This window comes from Testudinibacter sp. 'clade 2' (genome assembly GCF_006227735.1).
Classification (GTDB): domain Bacteria; phylum Pseudomonadota; class Gammaproteobacteria; order Enterobacterales; family Pasteurellaceae; genus Chelonobacter.
In genome coordinates, this window is sequence record NZ_VDHB01000149.1 from 1 (window position 1) to 25,247 (window position 25,247).

At 43.5% G+C, this 25,247-nt stretch carries 25 protein-coding genes; 18 read left to right on the forward strand and 7 right to left on the reverse strand.

What is annotated here, in order from left to right; genetic code table 11:
- On the forward strand, window positions 1-1,861 hold a 1,861-nt coding region (locus FHQ30_RS10895), incomplete at its 5' end, for an ATP-binding protein (protein WP_139625172.1).
- Window positions 1,862-2,006: 145 nt separating this feature from the next.
- Here FHQ30_RS10895 and xylB read toward each other — a convergent pair.
- Together xylB and xylA are read right to left on the reverse strand one after the other, a co-directional pair.
- Window positions 2,007-3,452, reverse strand: a complete 1,446-nt coding sequence (xylB, locus tag FHQ30_RS10900; protein WP_139611332.1) for a xylulokinase — start codon at window positions 3,450-3,452, stop codon at window positions 2,007-2,009.
- A gap of 60 nt (window positions 3,453-3,512) precedes the next feature.
- Window positions 3,513-4,832 (reverse strand): xylose isomerase, encoded by a 1,320-nt coding sequence (gene xylA, locus FHQ30_RS10905; RefSeq protein WP_139611331.1) that lies wholly within the window; start codon window positions 4,830-4,832, stop codon window positions 3,513-3,515.
- A gap of 276 nt (window positions 4,833-5,108) precedes the next feature.
- On the opposite strand from xylA, the gene xylF reads away from it, so the two are divergent.
- The 6 genes from xylF (at window position 5,109) to hslU (ending at window position 12,089) form a co-directional block, all read left to right on the forward strand.
- Window positions 5,109-6,110 (forward strand): D-xylose ABC transporter substrate-binding protein, encoded by a 1,002-nt coding sequence (xylF, locus tag FHQ30_RS10910; protein ID WP_139611341.1) that lies wholly within the window; start codon window positions 5,109-5,111, stop codon window positions 6,108-6,110.
- A gap of 68 nt (window positions 6,111-6,178) precedes the next feature.
- A complete protein-coding gene (gene xylG, locus FHQ30_RS10915) occupies window positions 6,179-7,693 on the forward strand; it encodes a D-xylose ABC transporter ATP-binding protein (RefSeq protein WP_139611330.1) in 1,515 nt (504 codons plus the stop codon).
- Between the two features lie 4 nt (window positions 7,694-7,697).
- The gene (locus FHQ30_RS10920) at window positions 7,698-8,825 is read left to right on the forward strand and encodes a sugar ABC transporter permease (protein ID WP_139611329.1); all 1,128 of its coding nucleotides are present in this window, start codon (window positions 7,698-7,700) and stop codon (window positions 8,823-8,825) included.
- A 118-nt stretch (window positions 8,826-8,943) separates the two neighbouring features.
- Window positions 8,944-10,119 (forward strand): XylR family transcriptional regulator, encoded by a 1,176-nt coding sequence (locus FHQ30_RS10925; protein ID WP_139611328.1) that lies wholly within the window; start codon window positions 8,944-8,946, stop codon window positions 10,117-10,119.
- Between the two features lie 79 nt (window positions 10,120-10,198).
- Window positions 10,199-10,723, forward strand: a complete 525-nt coding sequence (gene hslV / locus FHQ30_RS10930; protein WP_132965747.1) for an ATP-dependent protease subunit HslV — start codon at window positions 10,199-10,201, stop codon at window positions 10,721-10,723.
- Window positions 10,724-10,757: 34 nt separating this feature from the next.
- A complete protein-coding gene (hslU, locus tag FHQ30_RS10935) occupies window positions 10,758-12,089 on the forward strand; it encodes an ATP-dependent protease ATPase subunit HslU (protein ID WP_139611327.1) in 1,332 nt (443 codons plus the stop codon).
- Between the two features lie 75 nt (window positions 12,090-12,164).
- Here the strand turns inward: hslU and FHQ30_RS10940 are convergent, their stop codons facing one another.
- Genes FHQ30_RS10940 through hemC form a run of 4 tightly spaced genes read right to left on the reverse strand, consistent with a single transcriptional unit; the run spans window position 12,165 to window position 16,802 of the window.
- Entirely contained in the window at window positions 12,165-13,442 is a 1,278-nt protein-coding gene (locus FHQ30_RS10940; protein WP_139611326.1) for a heme biosynthesis HemY N-terminal domain-containing protein, read from the reverse strand.
- 15 nt (window positions 13,443-13,457) lie between these two features.
- Entirely contained in the window at window positions 13,458-15,059 is a 1,602-nt protein-coding gene (locus FHQ30_RS10945) for a uroporphyrinogen-III C-methyltransferase (RefSeq protein ID WP_139611325.1), read from the reverse strand.
- A 44-nt stretch (window positions 15,060-15,103) separates the two neighbouring features.
- A complete protein-coding gene (locus FHQ30_RS10950) occupies window positions 15,104-15,859 on the reverse strand; it encodes a uroporphyrinogen-III synthase (protein WP_139611324.1) in 756 nt (251 codons plus the stop codon).
- 13 nt (window positions 15,860-15,872) lie between these two features.
- On the reverse strand, window positions 15,873-16,802 hold the full coding sequence (gene hemC, locus FHQ30_RS10955) for a hydroxymethylbilane synthase (protein WP_139611323.1): 930 nt from the start codon (window positions 16,800-16,802) through the stop codon (window positions 15,873-15,875).
- A gap of 225 nt (window positions 16,803-17,027) precedes the next feature.
- Here hemC and oxyR point away from each other — a divergent pair, with 225 nt between their 5' ends.
- Entirely contained in the window at window positions 17,028-17,924 is an 897-nt protein-coding gene (gene oxyR / locus FHQ30_RS10960) for a DNA-binding transcriptional regulator OxyR (protein WP_139611322.1), read from the forward strand.
- Window positions 17,925-17,947: 23 nt separating this feature from the next.
- Complete coding sequence (fabR, locus tag FHQ30_RS10965) at window positions 17,948-18,574, forward strand: HTH-type transcriptional repressor FabR (protein WP_132965732.1); 627 nt, start codon at window positions 17,948-17,950, stop codon at window positions 18,572-18,574.
- Window positions 18,575-18,608: 34 nt separating this feature from the next.
- Here fabR and FHQ30_RS10970 read toward each other — a convergent pair whose 3' ends face one another.
- On the reverse strand, window positions 18,609-18,830 hold the full coding sequence (locus FHQ30_RS10970) for a SlyX family protein (RefSeq protein ID WP_139611321.1): 222 nt from the start codon (window positions 18,828-18,830) through the stop codon (window positions 18,609-18,611).
- 119 nt (window positions 18,831-18,949) lie between these two features.
- Here FHQ30_RS10970 and fkpA point away from each other — a divergent pair, with 119 nt between their 5' ends.
- From fkpA to FHQ30_RS11015, 9 genes are all read left to right on the forward strand, one after another.
- On the forward strand, window positions 18,950-19,714 hold the full coding sequence (gene fkpA, locus FHQ30_RS10975; protein ID WP_139611320.1) for an FKBP-type peptidyl-prolyl cis-trans isomerase: 765 nt from the start codon (window positions 18,950-18,952) through the stop codon (window positions 19,712-19,714).
- Window positions 19,715-19,796: 82 nt separating this feature from the next.
- Window positions 19,797-20,471, forward strand: a complete 675-nt coding sequence (locus FHQ30_RS10980; RefSeq protein WP_139611319.1) for a helix-turn-helix transcriptional regulator — start codon at window positions 19,797-19,799, stop codon at window positions 20,469-20,471.
- Window positions 20,472-20,852, forward strand: a complete 381-nt coding sequence (gene tusD, locus FHQ30_RS10985) for a sulfurtransferase complex subunit TusD (protein ID WP_139611318.1) — start codon at window positions 20,472-20,474, stop codon at window positions 20,850-20,852.
- Window positions 20,849-21,208: a sulfurtransferase complex subunit TusC gene (gene tusC / locus FHQ30_RS10990; protein WP_139611317.1), complete on the forward strand. Its 360-nt coding sequence runs from the start codon at window positions 20,849-20,851 to the stop codon at window positions 21,206-21,208. The genes tusD and tusC overlap by 4 nt, the downstream gene beginning before the upstream one ends.
- Before the next feature lie 8 nt (window positions 21,209-21,216).
- Window positions 21,217-21,507 carry a DsrH/TusB family sulfur relay protein gene (locus FHQ30_RS10995; RefSeq protein ID WP_139611316.1) on the forward strand — a complete coding sequence of 97 codons (291 nt, stop codon included), beginning with the start codon at window positions 21,217-21,219 and terminating at the stop codon, window positions 21,505-21,507.
- Between the two features lie 195 nt (window positions 21,508-21,702).
- Window positions 21,703-22,077, forward strand: coding sequence for a 30S ribosomal protein S12 (gene rpsL / locus FHQ30_RS11000; RefSeq protein WP_132965717.1), 375 nt, complete (start codon window positions 21,703-21,705; stop codon window positions 22,075-22,077).
- Between the two features lie 109 nt (window positions 22,078-22,186).
- On the forward strand, window positions 22,187-22,657 hold the full coding sequence (rpsG, locus tag FHQ30_RS11005) for a 30S ribosomal protein S7 (protein WP_132965715.1): 471 nt from the start codon (window positions 22,187-22,189) through the stop codon (window positions 22,655-22,657).
- Between the two features lie 94 nt (window positions 22,658-22,751).
- Window positions 22,752-24,857 carry an elongation factor G gene (fusA, locus tag FHQ30_RS11010; protein WP_139611315.1) on the forward strand — a complete coding sequence of 702 codons (2,106 nt, stop codon included), beginning with the start codon at window positions 22,752-22,754 and terminating at the stop codon, window positions 24,855-24,857.
- Window positions 24,858-24,916: 59 nt separating this feature from the next.
- The coding region (locus FHQ30_RS11015; RefSeq protein WP_000031696.1) for a GTP-binding protein at window positions 24,917-25,247 on the forward strand (331 nt) is incomplete at its 3' end.

The following is a 25,247-nucleotide window of genomic DNA, read 5'->3' on the forward strand; positions in this document are numbered from 1 at the left end:
TAAGTTAGCTGATATAAATTGGAGAATTCTATTTTTAGTTAATCAAATAGATGCATTAGTGAAAAATATTGATGCAGGTTATACAAAGCTAGCACAGGATAAAATAGAAGAGGTTAACTCTGTTTCTGAAAAAATCCAATATCATCTTTCAAATTATATCTTGTCAATTTTACTTTTCTCATTGTTTATTATCGGCTTGATCATTATCTGGGGGATATATCTTTACCAGTTGATTGGGTATCGATTATCTTCTATTACACAAGCACTCATTCGTTTGTCGCAAGGTGATAAAAATATTATTGTGCCTCAGCAAGCTGAAGATGAAATCGGTGAATTAGCACGTGCATTTGATATATTTCATCAAAATGTGATTAAACTAGATTATGCAGATGCACTGTTAAAAGAAAAAAGTGAATTATTAGAACAGACCTTTTTAGCTATGCGTGATGGATTGGCTATTTTTGATGTAAAACAAAAATTAGTTTCATATAATGCACAGTTTATGCAGTTACTGAATTTAACTGAGCAACAATTATTAAGTTGCACGATGCCACAGCTTGCAACATTTTTATCTAATCATCATGCTTCGATTTACGGTTTGCAAATTCCAATTAATTTAACCTATTTATTGGAGATGCGAAGTGAGCAAGAACCATTGGAAATTGAATACAACCATAGTATCTTTGAATGGCGCATCAGTATGTTGCAGGATGGAGGATTAGTTGTATTTTTAATTGATCGTACTCAACGTAAAAAATTAGAGATTGATCTTGCTCACAGCCAAAAAATGCGCACTATCGGTCATTTAACCGGAGGTATAGCCCATGACTTTAATAATTTGCTTGCGGTTATTATTGGAAATTTAGATTTGATTGACTCTGCTTCATTAACGGAAAAACAGGCTAAAAGAATACAAAATGCATTAAAGGCAGCAGAGAACAGTGCAACGTTAACTCAGCGTTTACTGGCTTATGCAAGAAAACAGCCACTGCATCCCAGTGCCTTTGATATTAACCAATTGTTGTGTGAATTTACGGATTTAATTGAGCATACCCTACCACCAACCATAAAAGTGCGGTTGGATCTCGCAGAGAATTTACCTTTTGTTTATATGGATAGAAATCAATTGGAAACAGCATTGGTAAATTTATTATTAAATGCTAAGGATGCATTAAATTCCGAAGGGGAAATTATTATTCGATCAACACAATTAATGGTTGAACGTACATATCAACAAGAAAAAATGATTCAAATTGAGATCATCGATAATGGTTGTGGTATGGATCAACAAACGCAGAATAGAATATTTGAGCCGTTTTTCACCACCAAAAAACATGGAAAAGGCAGTGGCTTAGGACTGTCTATGGTCTATGGTTTTATTCGTCAATCAAAAGGGCGTATTTCAGTTCAATCTAGTTTAGGAAAGGGAACAACGGTTAATTTACAACTCCCGCTTGCGCAACAAATACAAACTTCAATGGAGGCTAATATAACCCAACAAGTTTCAGATCGCTTTTTGTATTCGATTTTATTAGTTGAAGATCAATATTCTTTACGAGAAATTTTAGAGGAACAATTACAATCGGCAAGTTACCAAACAATAAGTTTTGAAAATGCAGAAAGCGCAATAGAGTACTTAAAGTGCGGTCATAAAGTGGATTATTTATTATCAGATATTGTCTTAAGTGGCAAATTGACGGGCATTGATCTGGCAAAATTCGTACGAACCTATTGTCCAAGTATCAAGATTTTATTAATGACGGGGAATTATTCAGCACATAGTGAAGAAGCTATCTCATTTCCTTTATTGCACAAACCCTTTAAACTTAATGAACTAAAAGAGAGTTTAAATAATCTCTAGCCTTCAGATTGGTTATGATTTTTGGAAGATAAAATTCATGTAAGGTAACACAAAGAATCAGCACACCATTGCAAGAGAATAATGTGCTTATCGATTAAAAATCAATATCTCACGCCGAGCCGTGAATAAATTAATAGCTCAATAGTTAGATAAAACCTTTCAAGCGCTGATACAACTGGTTAAAACGCACCTTTTTGCTGTGGTAATACGCCTGCCTTGCCGGATTCGGTTGATAAATGTGTTCCAATACTAAAGGCGGACAAAAATCGGCTATCGCTTTCTCCGGATTTAGCGCAATTTGCGCCAACTTTGCCGCGCCCAGTGCGGGGCCGACATCGCCGCCTTGGCGGTATTCCAAGGTTTTTCCGCTGATATCCGCCAACAGTTGCCGCCAGTAATGGCTTTTGGCACCGCCGCCGATTAGGGTGATGTTGTCCGCCGCAACGCCGCTTGCGTGCAGTACCTCGATGCCTTGCGCCAATGCAAAACTGACACCTTCCAACACCGCTTTTGCCAGTGTCGCTTGACTACTGTTGTGATCCATGCCCCAAAATGTGCCTTTGGCGTAAGGGTCGTTATGCGGTGTTCTTTCCCCGGATAAATACGGCAAGAAAATTACATCAGAATCCTCGGCACTGGCCGCCAGTTCGAAAAAGTGCGGTATATCGTGAATGCCAAGCAGTTGGTTCGCCCAATCGACGCAAGCCGCGGCACTCAAAATCACCGACATCAAATGCCAACGTTCAGGCAGGGCGTGGCAGAAGCTGTGCACCGCACTTTCCGGATTACTGACAAATTTATCCGTGACCACAAAATAGACCCCAGAAGTGCCGAGCGACAGCATGGCTTGCCCCGCTTTATATAACCCAACGCCAATCGCACCGGCGGCATTATCGCCGCCGCCAGCAACCACCGGAACCGGGTTCATACCCCACTGTTCGGCAATATCGGGCAACAAGTAGCCGGAAATTTGATTGCCTTCGAGCAATGTCGGCATTTGTTCTATCGACAAGCCGCAAGCCGCTAATAATTCGTTGCTCCACACCCTTTTGCCGACATCCAGCCACAGGGTTCCGGCAGCATCGGACATATCGGAGACATAACGCCCCGTCATCAACAAGCGCAAATAATCTTTCGGCAATAACACTTTATGAATTTTTTCGAAGTGTTGCGACTGATGTTTTTTGAACCATTTTAACTTAGGCGCAGTAAAACCGGGCATCATCACATTGCCGGTAATCAAGCGTGAATCAGGAACTTGCTGTTCCAATTCCTGACACTCGGCAACACTGCGCCCGTCATTCCATAAAATAGCGGGATAGAGCGGTTGGTTTTGCTTGTCGAGCATCACAGCACCGTGCATTTGCCCGGTCAGCCCGATGGCTTTAACCTGTTTGAGATCATGTTGGTTTTTCAGGACTTGAATAGCGGTATTGACCGCTTGCCACCAGTCCTGTGGATGTTGCTCCGACCACAGCGGCTGCGGACGACTGAGCGCAAGTGCGGTTGAATGAGTGGCGACAATGGTTTGCCGCTCGTCTAATAACACCAGTTTGACACCCGAAGTGCCTAAGTCAATGCCGAGGTACATAATTTGCTCCGTCAATAAAAAGCCAGGGGTAAGGCTGCTTACCCCTGATATTGTTACCGATTATTTATAAATATATGCGTTGACAATATTTTCCAACCGCTCTTGCTGTCCGGAAACCGGCTGTGGTGCAAGTGCGTTGCTTTCAACCAATTTTGCCAGATCAGCCAGCGATGCTTTGCCGTTCAAAATCGATTGCCCCAATTCTGTATTCCAGCCGGCATAGCGTTGGGCAATGATATTCTGTAATTGTTGATCTTCAATCATATTGGCGGCAATGAGTAACGATTGGGCAAGTACATCGATTCCACCGATATGTGCATGGAACAGATCATATTTATCAATGCTTTGTCTTCTGATTTTGGCATCAAAGTTGAAACCGCCGGTCGTGAGTCCGCCTGCTTTCAAAATTTCATAAAGCACCAGTGCATTTTCTTCAATGCTATTCGGGAATTGGTCGGTGTCCCAACCCAGTTGCGGATCACCGCGATTAGCATCAATCGAACCGAGAATACCTAATCCGACCGCACTTGCCACTTCGTGTTGGAAGGTGTGCCCGGCTAACGTGGCGTGATTGGTTTCAATATTGACTTTAATTTCTTTTTCTAAGCCGAATTGTTTTAAGAAGCCATATACGGTGGCAACATCGTAATCATATTGATGTTTGGTCGGTTCTTGCGGTTTCGGCTCAATTAGTAATGTACCGTTAAAGCCGATTTTGTATTTGTGCTCAACCACCAGTTGCATAAAACGCCCGAGCTGTTCCCGCTCACGTTTTAAATCGGTATTGAGCAGGGTTTCATAACCTTCGCGCCCGCCCCATAAGACATAGTTCTCGCCTTGCAGTTTTTGGGTGGCATTCATCGCATGGAACACTTGGGTTGCGGCGCAGGCAAAGACTTCAGGGTTTGGATTACTCGCCGCACCTGACATATAGCGTGGATTGGTAAAACAGTTCGCTGTTCCCCACAGCAATTTAATCCCGCTGTGCGCTTGTTTCTCAGCCAAAACATCGACGATGGTTGAGAAATTATGCAGATATTCTTTGAACGAATTACCTTCCGGTGCAACATCGATATCGTGAAAGCAGTAGTACGGTACATTCAGTTTTTTAATAAATTCAAAGGCGATATCGGCTTTTTGTTTTGCCGCTTCTAATGGAGGCAGTGCGTGTTGCCAAGGACGATCTAACGAACCGCTACCGAACATATCCGTTCCATTCCAACAGAACGTGTGCCAATAACAGACCGCCAAGCGCAGATGCTCAGCCATGGTTTTGCCCAACACCATACGATCGGCATCGTAATAGCGGTAAGCAAAGGGATTCTTACTGTTTTTACCCTCATATTTAATCTGATCAATTTTTTCAAAATAATGTGTCATGCTCTTCTCCTGTGTGAATATGTTTGTTTCGGAATAAAGATAAAGGTAAGCAGGAGAGTGGGGCAATTATGTTATTTTGTTTCTTTATTCATAATATTGTTTTATGTGATAGATATCACAAACAAGTAAATAGTGAGTTGTGATTAGAATCACATAAAACATAAATCGTAATATGAAAATTAAATTCATTAATTGTGTTTTTGCTTGAAATAGAAAATATTGAGGTTGTCATATAGACAAAGTAACCTTTTATTAATTACATGTGAGGTATTTTATATGAAACTTAAAAGCAGTTTATTATTAGCAGCACTGGTGGTTGGCGGAATGAGTGGTGCTGTTAATGCAAAAGATTTAACAATCGGAATGTCGATAGATGATCTACGTTTAGAGCGGTGGCAGAAAGATAGTAGTATTTTTACTCAGAAAGCAGAAGCTTTAGGTGCAAAAGTGTTTGTACAGTCTGCCAATGGGGATGATAGTGCGCAAATCTCTCAAATTGAAAATATGATTAACCGTGACGTCGATGTTCTGGTGATTATCCCGCACAATGGCGATGTGTTGAGTAATGTGATCGCTGAAGCGAAAAGATCAGGTATTAAAGTTTTGGCATATGATCGCTTGATTAATAATGCGGATCTGGATTTTTATGTCTCATTTGATAATGAAAAAGTCGGTGAGTTACAGGCGGAAACAATTGTCAGTATTAAACCGAAAGGAAATTATTTTTTGATGGGCGGCTCTCCGGTTGATAATAATGCGAAATTATTCAGACAAGGTCAGATGAATATCTTACAGCCTTTAATTGATAAAGGTGCGATAAAAGTCATTGGTGATCAATGGGTAGATTCGTGGTTGCCGGAAAAAGCGTTACAAATCATGGAAAATGCCTTAACCGCGAATAACAATAATATTGATGCGGTGGTTGCTTCCAATGATGCAACCGCAGGCGGCGCAATTCAGGCTTTGAGTGCGCAAGGTTTATCCGGCAAAGTTGCGATTTCCGGACAAGATGCGGATTTGGCTGCCATTAAGCGGATTGTAGAAGGTACGCAAACCATGACGGTATATAAACCGATTACAAAATTGGCAGATAAAGCAGCGGAAATTGCTGTCGGATTGGCTAAAGATGAAAAAATAGAGAGCAATGCTAATTTGAATAATGGCGTAAAAGAGGTGCCTTCCTATCTTCTCGATCCGATTGCGGTTGTCAAAGAAAATATTGAAGAAACGATTATTCAAGACGGATTCCATAGTAAAGAGAGTATTTATAGTAAATAAAATTTCTATTAAATATAAGGGAGGCATATCCTCCCTTAAAATCAACATAATCAGTTTAGGTGGTTGCTATGGATTCATTATTAGAGATGAAAGGGATTGTAAAAAAATTTGGTGATGTAAAAGCACTAAATAATGTCTCTATTTCGATTTCACCGGGTAAAGTACTTTCATTATGTGGGGAGAATGGTTCAGGAAAATCAACCTTAATGAAAGTATTATGCGGTATATATCCTTATGGAGATTATGAAGGTGATATTTACTTCGCAAATGAATTATTAAAATCAAAAAATATTAAAGATACCGAAAGTAAAGGTATTTCGATTATCCATCAAGAATTGGCGTTAGTGAAAAATATGTCGGTAATGGATAATATTTTTCTTGGAAATGAAATTTCCCAATATGGGTTGACGAATGAAAATGAAATGTATATCCGGGCGAAAAAAATCTTATCTCAGGTGCAACTTGATATCGATCCGGACACGATAGTCGGTGAACTCGGGCTTGGACAGCAGCAATTGGTAGAGATCGCAAAAGCGTTAAACAAAAATGTCAGATTATTGATTTTAGACGAACCAACCGCTTCACTGACGGAAAAAGAAACTGATGTTTTGTTGTCCCTTATCCAAGATCTAAAAGAGCACAATATCGCCTGCATCTATATTTCACATAAATTGAATGAAGTGAAAGCTATTTCGGATCAAATTTGTGTTATTCGTGATGGTGAGCATATTGGCATGAGAGATGCTAAAGAGATGAGTGAGGACGATATTATCACTATGATGGTCGGACGAGAGATCACGTCATTATATCCGCATGAAGTACACTCGATTGGTGGAGAATTATTACGCGTTGAGAATTTGACTGCTTGGCACTATGTCAATACACACATTAAGCGGGTCGATAATGCCAGTTTTCATTTGTGTAAAGGTGAAATTTTAGGCATAGCGGGATTAGTCGGTTCAGGGCGAACCGAAATGGTTCAGTGTATTTTTGGTGCTTACGCCGGGAAGTTTAATGGAATATTTTATTTAAATAACCGACAGGTACAACATAAAGACTGTGCCTCCGCAATTAACAATGGCATTTTTATGGTGCCGGAGGATAGAAAACGGCACGGAATCGTGCCGATAATGGGGGTAGATAAGAATATTACACTTTCTTCATTAAAAAACTATTCGATTAAGCGAATTATGATTAATGAACCTCTCGAAGAAACGATTATTGAACGTTCGATTAAAGAGTTAAAGGTAAAAACCTCTTCCCCAGATTTGGCAATCGGTCGCTTAAGCGGTGGCAACCAACAAAAAGCAATTTTGGCAAAAGCATTATTGCTAAATCCCCAAATTCTTATCCTTGATGAACCGACTAGGGGGATTGATGTCGGTGCAAAATATGAAATTTATAAATTAATCAATGAATTGGCAAAGAAAGGTGTCGGTATCATTGTGATTTCTTCCGAATTGCCCGAAGTTCTCGGTATTAGTGACCGGATTTTGGTGATGCATCAAGGAAAAATAAAGGGAAACCTAATTAATCAAAACCTCACCCAAGAAAAAGTCATGGAAGTTGCACTTAAGGAATAATGGTATGAAAAAGTTAAAATCGATCAATTTGCAAGTTTATATAATGTTAATCGCAATTGTCGTCATTATGCTATTTTTTTCAATGATGACGGACGGCGCCTATTTAAGTGCGAGAAATATTTCAAATTTATTAAGACAAACGTCCATTACCGGTATTTTGGCAATTGGAATGTTATTTGTGATTATTTCCGCGGAAATTGACTTGTCAGTCGGTTCTCTGATGGGATTATTAGGCGGTTTCGCAGCCATTACTAATGTGTGGTGGGGCTGGCCATTACCGGTAACAATTATGGCAACATTACTGTTGGGGTTAATGTTCGGTATCTGGAATGGGTGGTGGGTTGCATACCAGAGAGTCCCTTCGTTTATCGTGACTTTAGCTGGATTATTGGCATTCCGGGGCATTTTGATTGGTATGACAAATGGTACGACAGTATCTCCGACATCAGCTTCGATGACGCAAATCGGACAAGGTTATTTATCGAATGAACTAGGTTTTATTATCGGCAGCGTTGCGATTACATTGTTTGTAACGTGGGGTAATTATCAACGCCGCTCTAGACAAAAACTGGCATTACCCGTACCACAGATTTCAAAAGACTTTTTGAAATATATTATCATAGCCATGCTATTGCTCGGCGCAATTTATCTTTTAAATGATTATCGAGGTATCCCAGTTCCTGTATTGATTTTGTCTCTGCTGGCAGTTGTTGGATATTTTATTTCTAAGAAAACGGCATTTGGACGCTATATTTATGCCATTGGTGGCAATATTGAAGCGGCCAGATTATCCGGTATTAAAGTAGAAAAAATAAAGTTAGCCATTTTTTCGATTAATGGGGTTATGGTTGCAATTGCAGGGCTAATTTTGAGCGCCCGTTTAGGTGCAGGTTCACCGTCGGCCGGGCAAAATGCAGAGTTAGATGCGATTGCTGCCTGTGTTATCGGTGGTGCAAGCTTGGCTGGCGGCGTCGGTAGCGTTTGGGGCGTGATTATTGGTGCGTTGATTATTGCCTCCTTAGATAACGGCATGAGTATGTTAGATGTTCCGACATTTTGGCAATATATTGTCAAAGGCGGTATCTTGCTATTAGCTGTCTGGGCAGATTCAATGAGTAAGAAAAAAGCATAAAATTCAATTCGCCAAATTATATTAGGGGTTAGTTATCCGATTGCTAACCCTTTTGTTTATCATTTTTTTATTTTATAGTTGCTGGACTTTTTGATGATTTGATTGAAAGGATCTTGCCATGACCACCGAATATCACCGCATCGCGCTGCTGTTTAATGCTAATAAAGTTTATGACCGCGAGGTCATGGAAGGTATTGGCGAGTATATACAGGCTTCGTTATGTAACTGGGATATTTTTTTGCCAGACGATTTTGTTCATCATGACGAGAGTATCAATTTGGCGATGGTGGACGGGGTGATTGCTGATTTTGATAATCCTCAGTTGGCACATAAATTACAAGAATTAAATCTTCCGCTGGTTGCCGTTGGCAGCTCTTATCATAATAGTGCAGATTATCCTCCGGGCATTCCTTATGTCGCAACGGACAATCAGCAATTAATCGAAATGGCATTTAACCATTTGAAAGGAAAGGGGTTAAACCATTTTGCTTTTTATGGTGTGCCGACGGCGAATCCTTGTCATTGGTCTGAAGAAAGGCGCTATGTATTTGAAAAACTGATGCAGGAAAATCAATATCAGAGCCAAGTGTATCTGGGGTATGAAACCCGGCATGACAATTGGCAGGATTCACAACAGCAACTGAACCAATGGATTCAATCTTTACCAATACACACCGGAATTATTGCCGTGACTGATGCCAGAGCGCGGCATTTATTGCAAACCTGTGAGCATTTGAAGATTGCCGTGCCGGAACAAATTTGTATTATCGGCATTGATAATGAAGAATTAATCCAATATTTTTCACGGGTGTCGCTATCATCGGTAATGCAGGGCACGAAAGAAATGGGTTACCAAGCGGCTAAGCTGTTACATCGGTTATTGACCGGTAAAAAAGTGAAAGGCCAGCCGATTTTGATTCCGCCGGTGAAAGTGGCTGAACGAGCTTCAACTGATTATCGCTCAATCCATGATCCGTTAGTGATGCAAGCCATGCACTATATCCGCTTGCATGCTTGTTCCGGAATTAAAGTGGAACAAGTGTTGGATTACGTCAAAACGTCGCGTTCTAATTTAGAGGGCCGTTTTAAAACGGAAATCGGCAAAACGATCCATCAAATTATTTATCAAGAAAAAGTAGAACGAGCCAGAAAATTGCTGAGATCAACCTCGATTTCGATTAATGACATTTCAGAAATATGCGGTTACCCGTCTATCCAATATTTTTATTCGGTTTTTAAAAAGGAATATTCACGGACTCCGAATGAATACCGACTACAGTACAGCCGAAAATAAAGCCGCTTGTTGCCTTGAAACCGCACTTTTTATCTCCATATAAATCACATTAAGCCAATCAAAATGAGGTAATTTATTTATGACCACGATAGTAAGTGTGCGCCGCGACGGGCAAGTTGTCGTCGGTGGCGACGGGCAGGTTTCTTTAGGAAACACGGTGATGAAAGGCAATGCGCGCAAGGTGCGCCGTTTGTATCACAACAAAGTGCTGGCGGGTTTTGCCGGCGGTACGGCGGATGCGTTCACGCTGTTTGAGCTGTTTGAACGCAAACTGGAAATGCACCAGGGGCATTTATTGAAAAGTGCGGTTGAGCTGGCGAAAGAGTGGCGTACTGACAGGGCTTTGCGCCGTTTGGAAGCGATGTTGATTGTGGCGGATGAAACCGAATCGCTGATCATCACCGGGAACGGCGATGTGGTGCAGCCGGAAGATAATATTCTGGCAATCGGCTCCGGCGGCAACTATGCGATGTCGGCGGCACGGGCGTTATTGGAAAACACTGACTTGTCGGCACGCGAAATCGTGGAAAAATCACTTAAAATTGCCGGTGATATTTGCGTGTTCACCAATTTGAATCAAACTATCGAGCAGTTGCCCGAGTAACTGTTGTCTGAATAAGTAATAGGAAGGAAAAAATATGTCTGAGATGACACCGCGCGAGATTGTATCCGAATTAGATCAACATATTATCGGGCAACACGATGCCAAAAGAGCGGTCGCGATTGCGTTGCGTAACCGCTGGCGTAGAATGCAGTTGAATGATGCGCTGCGCCATGAAGTCACACCGAAAAATATTCTGATGATTGGACCGACCGGGGTCGGCAAAACCGAGATTGCCCGCCGTTTGGCAAAACTGGCAAATGCGCCGTTTATCAAAGTGGAAGCGACCAAATTCACCGAAGTTGGTTATGTCGGCAAGGAAGTGGATTCGATTATCCGTGATTTGACCGATACGGCGATGAAGCTGGTGCGTCAAACGGAAATTGACAAAAACCGCTATCGTGCGGAAGAGATGGCGGAAGATCGCATTTTGGATATTCTGCTGCCGCCGGCAAAAAACAGCTGGGGCGCCGAAGAGGAAGCCGATAAACAGAGCGGTACGCGCCAAGTGTTCCGTAAAAAGTTGCGCGAAGGGCAGCTGGACGAAAAAGAGATTGAAATTGATGTGGCGGCTGCTTCGGTCGGTGTAGAAATTATGGCACCGCCGGGCATGGAAGAGATGACCAGTCAATTGCAGTCGATGTTCCAAAATATGTCGAGCGGGCAGACCAAAAAACGCAAAATGAAGATTAAAGATGCGTTGAAAGTGTTGATCGAAGATGAAGCCGCAAAATTGGTCAATCCGGAAGAGTTGAAACAAAAAGCGATTGAAGCCACCGAACAGCACGGTATCGTGTTTATCGATGAGATTGATAAAATCTGTAAACGCGGCGAAACCTCCGGTCCGGATGTGTCGCGCGAAGGGGTGCAGCGCGATCTGCTGCCGTTAGTGGAAGGTAGTACGATTAATACCAAACACGGCATGGTGAAAACCGACCATATTTTGTTTATCGCCTCCGGGGCATTCCAAGTGGCACGTCCGTCGGATCTGATCCCTGAATTGCAAGGACGTTTACCGATTCGGGTCGAATTGAGTGCCTTGAGCAGTAAGGATTTCGAGCGGATTTTGACCGAACCGAATGCGTCATTGACCCAGCAATATAAAGCCTTGATGGCGACCGAAGGGGTGAACGTTGAGTTTACCGATGATGCGGTAGCAAAAATCGCCGAAGCGGCTTTCCGTGTCAACGAAAAAACCGAAAATATCGGGGCGCGCCGCTTGCATACGGTGTTAGAGCGTTTGATGGACAAAATCTCATTTGATGCCAGTGAAATGTCCGGTCAAAGTGTCAGCATTGATGCCAATTATGTTAGCACCGCACTTAGCGACATTGTGGAAGACGAGGATTTAAGCCGCTTTATTTTGTAATACCAAAAGTGCGGTCGTCAGTAAAAAAGCGGTTTATTGTTGTCAATAAACCGCTTTTACGTTATAGCTTACTCGCTATTTCTGCTTATTGTTGGGAACTGCAACAGAGGTTGTTGTTGTAGCGGGTTCAGTTTTGCCTTGCTGTGATTTCATGACATATTGCAAGCCCTGTTTGCGAACTTTTTCAGCGCTGGCAGGATCTTTCAATTGTTCATAAGTATAAGCTGCCATCGTAAAGTCACTGGATTTAAGCAAGTGCGGTTCGGACAGCACATTATTCAGGTAAGTTTTTGCGGATTCAAATTCACCTAAACGAACATCCAAATAACCCAAGGCACGATTGTAGGCGACCTTGAGCTCACTGTCGTTTTCGTTACGCAGCTGTTTTTCTAGGATTTTAATTAGTTTGCTGTCGTTTTCCAGCTGCAAGTGCGGTAGTTGTTGTAACAGTGCTAAGCGATCCGCTTTTTTATCTACTTTCTTAATGGTTTCCAGTGCGATGTCATAGGCGGAGTCATGATCATTGGCAGCGATCAAACGTTTGACCATACCGATTTTGGCATAAATATCATTGTGGCGTTTGCGTGGCTGCGCTTCCCACCAGGCAAGCAGCCCATCGACCCCGTCTTCATTCAATTTCTCATCTTGCAAGCCGTCCTCGATTTGATGGCGCAGCTGCGACAGTTTTTCAGGACTGTAATTCAGTTTGTTTTCCACCCGACCGAACAATTCGTCTAATGAGGTATAGGCTTTGGATTGCAGGTAAATATCGACGGCGAGGCGCAATACTTCCGGATTATAGGGGGCGATCAGTAATAAACTGTCAATTGAACTGCGCGCCGCAGACAGTTTACTTTGTTGCAACAGAATTCGGGTGCGTGCCAACTCAACCACAAGATTATCGTTGCCGGCAAGTTTGGTGGCTTCAATCAAATATTTATTGGCGCTGAATTCATCACCTTTTTGCTGTGCGGCTTCTGCCGCTTTAATGAAATTGAGCACCGGTTCGCTGGCGTGTTTCGCATTTTTCCCGATCAATTTTTCCGCTTTGGCGTAGTCGCCCTCATCCATTTTGATCAAACCAGCGAGGGTTTGTTTTTCCGCTTTCAGGCGTTTACGTCGGGAGAACCAGCCGTAGGTGCTTTTGTTCAAGCGGCAAAAACGGGAGATAACAGTTTCAACGGTATAGACGGCTGCAAGCGCCAATACAAAGAAGATGACTAAGGTCGGAATTGTCATTTCGATATTGTGGCTTGAGGTCGAAATTAGCACATAGCCCTGTTTGCCGGATAAATACGGCCCGGCAATCAATCCGGCAAGTAAAATCAGCATTAAAAACAGTATTTTAAACATAACGGCAAGCTCCTATTATTGTGCAGATTCGGCAGCAGGATCTTTGCTGGCGTCAGTGGCTGCATCGGCTGCCGGTGCTGTTTGAGCCTCCGGAGCAGTGGTTGGTGTCGTCGTCGGTTCTGCCGTTTCGGTTACCACCGGTTTTTCAGCGGTGTTGCCGATGCCACCACCTATAGCGTCAGCATTGGTGCGCTTGGATGTTGCAGCAGCATCGTTTGAAATTCGTTCCAAAGTGCGGTGATCACGGTTTAGCAGGGTGCCGATGGCTTGCCATGAGTTGAGTTGCTGTGGTGCATCAATATAGATCGATTGTTCTTTCAGTTGGTCAACTTGTTGTAGGAATTGTTGCACCGAAAAATCATCGGTATCAAAGTAGCTGCGTAGCCAAGTTGCAACCGAATTGAGCGATTGTTTATAGACTTCATTTTGTTGACGAGGCACTGCTGAAAGTGCGGTCAGCAAGCTTAAGCGGATATTCTCTCTTAAGTAAATATCTTGATTCGGCGCCAATAATTCCGGGCGATCTTCCTCTTTTTTGCTGATACGGATAAAGTGATCCAAGAAAGAAGAGGCGCTTTTTTCTAAGTTGCTTTGCCAATCATTAATTGAATCACTGACTTCGCTGTTGTTGCCTCGATTTGGATTGAGCGCCAGCACTTTGAGATTGTCGACTTGCGAAACCAATAGGCTTAGCTGTGACATGATTAAGTCTTGATCGACTTCATTCAGGTTTTGTAATTGGTTGAGATCATGACTGATTGCGGTTCTGACCGCAACAGCTTGCGAGCCGGAAACTTTTTGTAAGGTTTGGTTGGCTTCTTGTAAGAGGGAAACCACAGTATCAATATCGTTGTCCAGTACAAGTTTGCGCTGGGCATTGGTCAATAAGAAATCGGCTTCCGACATCAGCCAATCATTCGGCTCGGCTTTACTGTCAAATGTTAATTTATTCAGTTGGTTGCGGAGCTCACTGTTTTCTGCTTTTTGTAAATTCAGATCGCTAATCAATTGCTTGATATCGCTTTGTGTCTGTTGCTGCACACTTTCCTGCTGATTTTGTAACGCATTGAGCTGTGCGTTTATGGTTGCATTCAGTTCAGACAACGCAGGTTCAGGTGTGGACGAAGAAGCAGTAGCCACCGGCTGAGATTGCAGTTGCTGCAATTGAGCGGAAAGTGCGGTCACCTGATTGCGTAAGGTATCAAGTTGCTGGTTACCCCAATAATAGCCGACACCGCCGATGCCTAATGCGATTAAGATCGCCAACAGGGAAAATCCTGTACCACCGGATTTTTTAGTTGTAGTTGCTGAAGTGGTGTGTTGGCTTTTGGCTTCGCTCTGTTTTGGGTTGCTCATTGGTTTTTCCGCTATCGGTTTCTCAACTGATGTTGTTGTGGTTGAATCTGTTGCGTTTGTTTTTTTATCGGCAGCACTGGCTTTCGGCGGGGAATCTTGAGCTGTAGATGCTTTCGCTACCGAAGCTTGCTCGCCACTTTTAGAGGCAGATGAGGTGGTGCTTTTAGCATTCTCAGCCACTTGTGTCTTGCTGTCGCCGGCACTATTTTGCTCGGTTTGTGGCTCTGGATTACCGGGAGCTTTGATATTTTTCTCACTCATTTGTTCTACCTCGCTAGTTCAATCTTTGCTCATTCAGTTGTTTTTTAATGGCTGTTTTTTAAAAGTAGTAGCGTTTCTAATATTGATGCGTTATCAGCACGAGCAGTTTGGGTGATTTGTAACCAACCATAGGCTTTGGCTAATTGGGTAATACGTCGGCTGATGCTGATTAAATGACACTGCATTAACCAATTATGGTCATTTTTGGGCACAAATTCCACTAAATAACGTAAAATTTCATTGCTGGTCACCACTATCGTGTTGATTCCCGCCCGTTTCCACACGCTGATTTGTTCAATATTATCATATTCTTTGGCAATTCGCTGATAACATTCGATAATCTCAACGTTGCCACCACGTGCTTCGGCTTGTCGGCGAAACAGTTCGCGTCCGCCGTTGCCGCGTAGCACCAGAATTTTTTTGCCATTCAAATCCTGCATTGGTGGTAAACCGAGTAAGCCTTCGCTGGTCTCATTTGGGTAGGGGTAGAGCACCGACTGTTCGCTCAACGCAGTGAAATATTCAGCACTGCGTCTGCCGACACTGAAATAATGCAGGTCGGAACGCCAGTGTGACCCGACGTTGTGCAACACTTGATTAGCATAACTGATGGCATTCTTGGAGACGGCAAAAACTAACGAGCCGCTTGGCAAGTTTTGCAGCTTAGTCGGCAATTGGTTGAGTTCGCGTCCTTTCTCGATATTGAATAACGGAGTATATAAAGTGGCAAATCCCTGTTGGTTGAGCAACTTGCACAGGGGTTCGCCGTTGGGCTGTGGCCGGGTGATTAAAACAGCCATGTTAAACTCCGTTTTATGCTTGGTGGTAAATGGCTTGTAAGATTCGATCTGCGCCTTGTGCCAGCAACTGTTCGCCGACAGAGATCCCCAGTTGTTCGGCTTGGACGGCGCTAGCGCTGCCTTCCGCACGTAAAATCAATGAGCCGTCAGGCTCGGCAACCAAGGCTTTTAAATGTAGTTGCCCGTTTTGCAGTGTGGCGTAACCGGCAATCGGCACTTGACAGCCACCTTGCAGATGGCGGTTCATGGCCCGTTCGGCGGTGACGCAACAGGTGGTTTCTAGGTGTTGCAACGGTTGCAGCAGCTGATTGATTTCATGATCGTCAATACGGGTTTCAATACCAAGAGCCCCTTGTCCGGCGGCAGGCAGCGATTGGCTTTCCGGAATGATCGAGCGAATACGTTCGCTCAAGCCTAAACGTTTTAAACCGGAGGCGGCAAGAATAATGGCATCATAATCACCGTTATCCAATTTATTCAAGCGTGTTCCGACATTGCCGCGTAACGAATGGATTTGCAGATCCGGGCGCAGAGCTTTTAGTTGGGCTTGACGACGCAGACTTGAGGTGCCGACGACCGCACTTTGCGGCAAATCGTCAAGTGCGGTATAGCGGTTGGAAACGAACGCATCGCGCGGATCTTCACGTTCGCAAATCACACTTAAGCCTAAGCCCTGCGGAAATTCCATCGGCACATCTTTCATGGAATGCACCGCTATATCGGCACGGTTTTCTAATAAAGCCGCCTCCAATTCCTTCACAAACAAGCCTTTACCGCCGATTTTCGCCAATGGGGTATCCAAAATAATATCGCCTTTGGTCACCATCGGAATCAATTCAATGCGCAGCTCTGGATAGAGCTGTTGTAAACGGGATTGAATAAAATGAGCTTGCCATAAAGCCAGTGGGCTTTGTCGTGTTGCAATTTTGATAGATTTCTTCATAGTTGATTTTGCAAAGCGGATAATAATGCCATCATCCTACCATTGTTGCGCTTCGTTGTCAGCGAAGAAGCCGTGATTCTGATCGATTTCAGCATGATAAAGCGTAAATTTATGCTAAAAAACAGAAAATTGTGATTTTTTCAACAGATTAATTTTTGATTTTTTAATCGTTTTCCTCTATGTTATCCATCAATATTTATTGATTATCACTTATAGGGGTTTGTTGTGAATATTCGAGACTTGGAATATTTGGTTGCATTATCGGAATATAAGCATTTTCGTAAAGCGGCGGATGCCTGCCATGTCAGTCAACCGACGCTTAGCGGACAAATCCGTAAACTGGAAGACGAGCTAGGTATTTTGCTGTTAGAACGCACCAGCCGTAAAGTATTGTTTACCCAATCCGGTATGTTATTGGTTGAGCAAGCTCGAAAAATTTTACTTGAGGTGCAAATTTTCAAGGAGATGGCAAGTAATCAGGGCAAAGAGATGAGCGGACCGTTGCATATCGGGGTGATTCCGACTTTAGGTCCGTATTTATTACCTTGTATGCTGCCGGTGTTAGAGCAGGATTTCCCTGAACTGGAGCTGTATTTGTATGAGGCACAAACCCAAAGCTTATTGGAAAAGCTGGAAATGGGGCAATTGGATTGTGCTATTTTGGTGCAGGTGCCCGAAACTGCCGGGTTTATTGAAGTGCCGATGTTTAAAGAAGAGATGATGTTAGCGGTCTCGCCAAAACATCAATGGGCAAAAGAGCGGTCATTGCCGCTGAGTGTGCTGAAAGATCATGAAATTCTAATGTTAGACGATGGACACTGCCTGCGTGAGCAGACTATGGATTACTGTTTTACCGCCGGCGCACATGAGAATGGACATTTTAAAGCCACCAGTCTGGAAACGCTGCGCAATATGGTGGCAGCCAATACCGGTGTCACCTTGATGCCTAAATTGGCGATTATCAACGAGGGTAACCGCCAAGGCGTGGAATATATTCCTTTTAATGACCCTGCGCCATATCGTAGTGTTATCTTAGTTTACCGCCCGGGCTCACCGCTGCGGGCACGTTATGAACGAATTGCGAAAATGATTCAGGCGGTAGTGATGCCGATTCTAACTTAAGCTTAAAACAGTGGAAAAATGCGATGGCAGGAGTACGTGCCCAACAAAAAGAGAAAACACGTCGTGCTTTGATTGACGCAGCGTTTAACCAGCTAAGTGCCGAAAAAAGTTTTTCAACACTCAGTCTGCGTGAAGTGGCACGCGAAGCCGGCATTGCACCGACTTCGTTTTATCGTCATTTTCGTGATATGGACGAACTGGGATTGACCATGGTTGATGAAGCCGGTTTGATTTTGCGCCAACTGATGCGCCAAGCACGCAAGCGGATTGAGCGTGGTGGCAGTGTATTGGTGATTTCGGTGGAAACCTTTTTTGAATTTATCAGCGAGCGACCGAATATGTTTCGCTTATTATTACGCGAAAGTTCAGGTACTTCACAAGAGTTTCGTACCGCTGCGGCGCGTGAAATTCAGCATTTTGTGGCAGAATTGACCGAATATATTGCGGTGCAAGAAAAAGATTCGCGCTACCTTGCTTATGTTCAAGCCGAAGGCATGGTCACCATTGTGTTTACTGCCGGATCGCATGCGTTGGATATGAATCATAAAGAACGTGATGCCTTAAAGCAGCGTCTGATTTTACAGTTGCGCATGATTGCCAAAGGCGCCTTGAAAATTGTGGAGGAAAAAACGCAGCAGACCGCACTTTAAGTGCAATGTTGACAATAGTTGATGTGTGGTATTGTCAGTAATGTGGTGGTGGCGTCTCTTCTGACTGTGAGGCAATATTAGACGGCTGCAAATCACTGAGTTTGTGTGCTAGCAGGCGCAATTGGTGTTGCAATTTGTCAATAAGAAATTGCTGTTCGATGATGGCTTGGTTCAAATCTTCGATTGTGCCTTCCTGAAAGGTGATTTTCACCTCTAATTCGGCGAGCTGTTGTTGTAATTCGTTGAGTGACGGCATATTGATTTCGCAAAAAAGACCCATATATAAAAAATACACTTTAACCTATTCGGCATCAAATATATAGTATAAGATGATTTACCTAAACCACAGCAAACCAATTGAGGGGTAACAAACAAATGTCAATCAAGAAAAAATTATCGGTCGTCGCGCTGTTCGTGGCAAGTGCATTGTCTACTTCGGCGTTGTCTGCTTCGGCTTTGGCGGCAGAGGGTGACAACTTAAAGAATCCTAAATTTGTTGAGGACTCTTCCTATGCACTGGGTGTTTTAATGGGGAAAAACATCCAGCAAGTGGTTGAAACACAAAAAGATTTTATTGTGTATAATCAAGCGAAAATTATTGAAGGCCTGAATCAAACATTAGATGGCAAAAGCAAATTGGACGACAAGCAGCTAGAGCAACAATTGCGTCAGTTGGATCAGGAATTGGCAGCGGTAGTGGCAAAACAAGAAGCACAGGATGCAAAAGACAATGCTGACAAAGGCGCTGAGTTCCGTAAAGAATATGCTAAAAAAGATGGTGTTAAAAGTACCAAATCCGGTTTACTATACCGTGTTGAGGCTGGTGGAGCCGCAGGTGACAGTAAAGTTGAACCAACTGATACAGTGAAAGTGCACTATCAGGGCAAGCTGATCAATGGGGAAGAGTTTGATAGTTCTTATAAACGTGGTGAGCCGATTGAATTTCAATTAAATCAATTGATTCCGGGCTGGATTGAAGGTATTCCGTTAATTAACAAAGGTGGCAAAATTGAACTGGTTATTCCACCGGAACTGGGTTATGGCGAACATGCTACCGGCAATATCCCGCCTAATTCGACTTTAATTTTTAACATTGAATTACTTGATGTTAAAAAAGCCAACGCAGCAGGCAAAAAATAATAAACTCTCGACAGGACTACGGTAAAGTGCAGTAGTCCTGCTTTTATTTTCAGTTTTTACTTAATTGATTACCGATAAATTTATGGTACAGGATACTCGACCTTTTACTGAACAAGATCACGCTATTTTGCAATCCTACCTTGCGGTGGTTGACGGTGTGGCGGCATTGATTGGCGAACACTGTGAAATCGTACTGCACTCGTTGGAAGATTTGCAGCGTTCGGCGATTTATATTGCAAATGGTCATAATACTAACCGTAAAGTCGGCTCACCGATTACAGATTTGGCGCTGAGTTCGTTGCACCATATGCAGACCGATAATGTGTCTAAGCCTTATTTTACCAAGGCAAAAGGCAACCTTTTAATGAAATCGGTGACTATAGCCATCCGCAATCAGGAAAAACGCATTATCGGCTTGTTGTGTATCAACATGAATCTGGATGCACCGCTGTCGCAAGTGATTCATGCGCTGATTCCGACCGGTACCCAGCCGGAATTATCGGCGGCAGTCAATTTTGCCAATTCCGTGGAAGATTTGGTGTCACAGACTGTGGAGCGTACGATTGAAGAGATCAATGCCGATGGCAGTGTTGCCAATAACAGCAAAAATAAACAAATTGTGACTTCGCTGTTTGAGAAAGGCATTTTTGATATTAAAGATGCGATTCACCAAGTTGCCGAACGATTAGACATCTCACGCCATACGGTTTACCTGTATATCCGGCAAATTAAGCAAGATGACAGCCCGGAAGTGTAAATGCGCTACGTATTACAAGTAACCCAACCGCTGTATGGAGGACAAGGATCCGCGTTAGCATTGCAGTTGGCGCAGGCTTTGATCGCTGCTGGGCATCAACTTGAACAGGTTTTCTTTTATGGTGACGGGGTTTATCATGGCAACGCCTTCACTTATCCGGCAAATGACGAACCCAATCTGCTGCAAGCGTGGCAAACCTTGGCGCAGCAACATCAAGTGCGGTTAAATTTATGTGTGGCAGCCGCGCAACGGCGTGGCATCGTTGCGCCGCAAAGTGCGGTTGACGGCATACAAAATAATTTGGCAGAGAAATTTGAAATTGCCGGTCTAGGCGATTTCAGTCGTGCGGTCTTAGTCGCTGACAGGCTGGTGACAGTATGAAATTGGCATTTGTGTTTACTCAATCGCCATTTGCTTGTGCCGCCAGCAGAGAAGGATTAGATGCCCTATTGGCAGCAACTGCCTTTGCGGAAGCAGAGGATATCGGTGTGTTTTTTATTGAAGATGGGGTGTTGAATCTCAGTTCAGCGCTGCAACCGCACTTGTTAATGCAAAAAGACAGCTCAGCAGCATTTAAGCTGTTGGATCTGTATGACATTGAACAACGCTATGCTGCTGAAGAGGCTTGGCACAGTTTTGGCATGAATAGCCAAAACAGCTTAATTCAGACTCAGCTACTGCCCTTTAATGAACTCATGCAAAAGCTGGCAACTGCTGAAAAAGTGCTGACGTTTTAGAGAAAATAATGCTATATACTTTCGCCAATGCAAGTTACGATTTGCACTCATTCGAACAATATGCTCAATCGGCAAGCTGTAATGATGCCTTACTTTTTTGGCAAGACGGTGTATGGGCATTGTTTAAATATGCTTCAGTTTTGGCGGATTGCAAAGCGGATTTTTATGTATTGCAGCAGGATTTGGAGGCACGTAATCTTTGCCTCACGCAGTTAGCACCAAATTTGAGCGTCAAAGCGCTGAATTTGGCTGACTGGGTAGTGCTGACTGAGCGTTACACCCCACAATTTACTCGTTGAAGCCACCACGTGAAGATTAAAGTGCGGTCTGAATCAATCTTCTTGTACGCTGAGCAGAAAATAATCAGTGCCATTGTGCGCTAATCCTTGACATTCACCCTTTCAACGTCTAAAATTCGGCGTCCACTCTATTATTGGGTGGATTTATCTTTTACATTCTTTTATGAATAATATTAATAAACTGGAGCTTTTTTAATGGCAACTATCAACCAGCTGGTACGCAAACCGCGCGTCAAGAAGGTTGTAAAAAGCAACGTTCCTGCTTTGGAAGCATGTCCGCAGAAACGTGGCGTGTGTACTCGCGTGTACACTACTACACCTAAAAAACCGAATTCCGCATTACGTAAAGTATGCCGTATTCGTTTAACTAACGGCTATGAAGTCACCTCTTATATTGGCGGCGAAGGTCACAACTTGCAAGAGCACTCCGTGGTATTGATTCGCGGCGGTCGTGTTAAAGACTTGCCGGGTGTGCGTTATCACACCGTACGCGGCGCATTAGACTGTGCAGGCGTTAAAGATCGTAAACAAGCGCGTTCAAAATACGGCGTTAAGCGTCCTAAATCTTAATGGAACTCCGTTAAGTAAGGCCAAACGTTCATATTTTTAAGCATAATATTAACCATAACTCCAGTCATAGAGTTTTGGGTAACCTGAAGAAAAACAACGGAGAAATGCCATGCCACGTCGTCGTGTAATTGGTCAACGCAAGATCCTTCCAGATCCTAAGTTCGGATCAGAATTACTTGCAAAATTTATTAATGTATTAATGGTAGATGGTAAAAAATCTATCGCTGAAAAAATCGTTTACAATGCCCTGGATACTTTAGCCCAGCGTACCGGTAAAGATCATTTAGAAGCATTTGAAACCGCACTTGACAATGTCCGTCCAACTGTTGAGGTTAAATCTCGTCGTGTTGGCGGTTCAACTTATCAAGTACCTGTTGAAGTACGTCCGGTGCGCCGCAATGCACTAGGCATGCGCTGGATCGTAGATGCTGCGCGTAAGCGTGGTGATAAATCAATGGCGTTACGTTTAGCGAATGAATTGTCTGATGCTGCCGATAACAAAGGCGCAGCAGTTAAGAAACGTGAAGACGTTCATCGTATGGCGGAAGCCAACAAAGCGTTTGCACACTATCGCTGGTAATACCCCGACAGTGTTGATTCGCATGACAGGCTTGATTTTTTCAAGCCTGTTTCAAAAGAACATTTTTTTCAACGCCTAACGAGAGGAAATAATCGTGGCTAGAATAACTCCAATTGAGCGTTATCGTAATATCGGTATCAGTGCTCATATCGACGCAGGCAAAACCACTACAAGTGAACGTATTTTGTTCTATACCGGTGTCAGTCATAAAATTGGTGAGGTGCATGATGGTGCCGCTACCATGGACTGGATGGAACAAGAGCAAGAGCGTGGAATTACTATTACTTCTGCGGCTACAACGGCATTCTGGAGAGGAATGTCTAATCAGTTCGAACAACATCGTATTAATGTTATTGATACCCCAGGACACGTTGACTTTACTATCGAAGTAGAGCGTTCAATGCGTGTACTTGATGGTGCGGTAATGGTGTATTGTGCTGTGGGTGGCGTACAACCTCAGTCAGAAACTGTATGGCGTCAAGCAAACAAATATAAGGTTCCACGTATTGCTTTTGTTAATAAGATGGACCGTACCGGTGCTAACTTCCTGCGCGTGGTTGAACAAATTAAATCTCGTTTGGGCGGCAATGCTGTACCTTTGCAACTACCAGTCGGTGCTGAAGAGAACTTCAAAGGCGTGATCGACTTGGTGAAAATGAAAGCAATCAACTGGAACGAAGCCGATCAAGGTATGACCTTCACTTACGAAGACATCCCGGCTGAATTACAAGATTTAGCTGAAGAGTGGCAACAAAATTTGATCGAATCCGCCGCTGAAGCTTCTGAAGAGTTGATGGAAAAATATTTGGGCGGGGAAGAGCTGACTGAAGAAGAGATCAAATTCGGCTTACGTCAACGTGCATTGAACAGCGAAATTATTTTGGTTACTTGTGGTTCTGCGTTTAAAAACAAAGGCGTACAAGCGATGTTAGATGCGGTAATCGAATATTTACCAGCGCCGACGGATGTACCTGCGATTAAAGGCATCAATTTAGACGAAACCGAAGGTGAGCGTCATCCATCTGATGATGAGCCGTTCTCTGCATTGGCGTTTAAAATTGCGACTGACCCGTTTGTAGGAAACTTAACTTTCTTCCGTGTTTATTCCGGCGTAATCAACTCCGGTGATAGCGTGATGAACTCAGTGAAACAAAAACGTGAGCGTTTTGGCCGTATCGTTCAGATGCATGCCAATAAGCGTGAAGAGATCAAAGAAGTTCGTGCGGGTGATATCGCAGCGGCAATCGGTTTGAAAGATGTGGGCACCGGTGATACCTTGTGTGACCAAAATGCACCAATTATCCTTGAGCGTATGGAGTTCCCAGAACCGGTTATTTCGGTTGCGGTAGAACCAAAAACCAAAGCTGACCAAGAAAAAATGGGTATCGCTCTGGGACGTTTGGCGCAAGAAGATCCTTCATTCCGTGTTCATACTGATGAAGAATCAGGCGAAACCATCATTTCCGGTATGGGTGAATTGCACTTGGATATCTTGGTTGACCGTATGCGTCGTGAATTTAAAGTAGAAGCGAATATCGGTAAACCACAAGTTTCTTACCGTGAAACTATCCGTGATATGGTCAAAGACGTTGAAGGTAAGCACGCTAAACAATCTGGTGGTCGTGGTCAATACGGTCATGTGGTGATCGATCTGTATCCGTTAGAGCCGGAAGGTCCGGGATATGAGTTCGTGAACGAAATCAAAGGTGGTGTGATTCCTGGCGAATACATCCCAGCAGTTGATAAAGGTATTCAGGAACAATTGAAATCCGGTCCATTAGCAGGTTATCCTGTTGTTGATCTGGGTGTGCGTTTGCACTTCGGTTCTTACCATGATGTTGACTCCTCTGAGTTGGCGTTTAAATTGGCAGCTTCATTAGCGTTCAAATCTGGCTATATGAAAGCGAAGCCGGTATTGCTTGAGCCGATCATGAAAGTTGAAGTAGAAACACCACCGGATTACGTTGGTGATGTTATCGGTGACTTGAGCCGTCGTCGTGCGTTGGTAAATGGTCAAGAAAGTAATGAATTTGTTGTAAAAATCAATGCCGAAGTTCCACTTTCGGAGATGTTTGGTTATGCAACAGACCTTCGTTCGCAAACACAAGGTCGTGCTTCTTACTCAATGGAACCATTGAAATATGCTGAAGCACCGACTAGCGTGGCAAATGCTGTAATTGAAGCGCGCAAAGCGAAGTAATTTATTAAACAAATCTACAAGCCTTTTGGCTTGTAGACTTTACATAAGGAAACTTAATCGTGTCTAAAGAAAAATTTGAACGTACAAAACCGCACGTTAACGTGGGAACAATCGGCCACGTTGACCATGGTAAAACAACTTTAACCGCAGCTATCACCACTGTATTGGCAAAAACCTACGGCGGTGCTGCGCGTGCATTCGATCAAATCGATAACGCGCCGGAAGAAAAAGCACGTGGTATCACCATCAACACTTCACACGTGGAATACGACACCCCAACTCGCCACTATGCGCACGTTGACTGCCCAGGACACGCCGACTATGTGAAAAACATGATCACCGGTGCGGCACAAATGGACGGCGCAATCTTAGTTGTTGCGGCAACTGACG

Coding starts and splice junctions, on each gene's coding strand:
- xylB (WP_139611332.1), bottom strand. CDS start 3,452: ATGTACCTCGGCATTGACTTAGGCACTTCGGGTGTCAAACTGGTGTTA.
- xylA (WP_139611331.1), bottom strand. CDS start 4,832: ATGACACATTATTTTGAAAAAATTGATCAGATTAAATATGAGGGTAAA.
- xylF (WP_139611341.1), top strand. CDS start 5,109: ATGAAACTTAAAAGCAGTTTATTATTAGCAGCACTGGTGGTTGGCGGA.
- xylG (WP_139611330.1), top strand. CDS start 6,179: ATGGATTCATTATTAGAGATGAAAGGGATTGTAAAAAAATTTGGTGAT.
- FHQ30_RS10920 (WP_139611329.1), top strand. CDS start 7,698: ATGAAAAAGTTAAAATCGATCAATTTGCAAGTTTATATAATGTTAATC.
- FHQ30_RS10925 (WP_139611328.1), top strand. CDS start 8,944: ATGACCACCGAATATCACCGCATCGCGCTGCTGTTTAATGCTAATAAA.
- hslV (WP_132965747.1), top strand. CDS start 10,199: ATGACCACGATAGTAAGTGTGCGCCGCGACGGGCAAGTTGTCGTCGGT.
- hslU (WP_139611327.1), top strand. CDS start 10,758: ATGTCTGAGATGACACCGCGCGAGATTGTATCCGAATTAGATCAACAT.
- FHQ30_RS10940 (WP_139611326.1), bottom strand. CDS start 13,442: ATGTTTAAAATACTGTTTTTAATGCTGATTTTACTTGCCGGATTGATT.
- FHQ30_RS10945 (WP_139611325.1), bottom strand. CDS start 15,059: ATGAGTGAGAAAAATATCAAAGCTCCCGGTAATCCAGAGCCACAAACC.
- FHQ30_RS10950 (WP_139611324.1), bottom strand. CDS start 15,859: ATGGCTGTTTTAATCACCCGGCCACAGCCCAACGGCGAACCCCTGTGC.
- hemC (WP_139611323.1), bottom strand. CDS start 16,802: ATGAAGAAATCTATCAAAATTGCAACACGACAAAGCCCACTGGCTTTA.
- fabR (WP_132965732.1), top strand. CDS start 17,948: ATGGCAGGAGTACGTGCCCAACAAAAAGAGAAAACACGTCGTGCTTTG.
- FHQ30_RS10970 (WP_139611321.1), bottom strand. CDS start 18,830: ATGCCGTCACTCAACGAATTACAACAACAGCTCGCCGAATTAGAGGTG.
- fkpA (WP_139611320.1), top strand. CDS start 18,950: ATGTCAATCAAGAAAAAATTATCGGTCGTCGCGCTGTTCGTGGCAAGT.
- FHQ30_RS10980 (WP_139611319.1), top strand. CDS start 19,797: ATGGTACAGGATACTCGACCTTTTACTGAACAAGATCACGCTATTTTG.
- tusD (WP_139611318.1), top strand. CDS start 20,472: ATGCGCTACGTATTACAAGTAACCCAACCGCTGTATGGAGGACAAGGA.
- tusC (WP_139611317.1), top strand. CDS start 20,849: ATGAAATTGGCATTTGTGTTTACTCAATCGCCATTTGCTTGTGCCGCC.
- FHQ30_RS10995 (WP_139611316.1), top strand. CDS start 21,217: ATGCTATATACTTTCGCCAATGCAAGTTACGATTTGCACTCATTCGAA.
- rpsL (WP_132965717.1), top strand. CDS start 21,703: ATGGCAACTATCAACCAGCTGGTACGCAAACCGCGCGTCAAGAAGGTT.
- rpsG (WP_132965715.1), top strand. CDS start 22,187: ATGCCACGTCGTCGTGTAATTGGTCAACGCAAGATCCTTCCAGATCCT.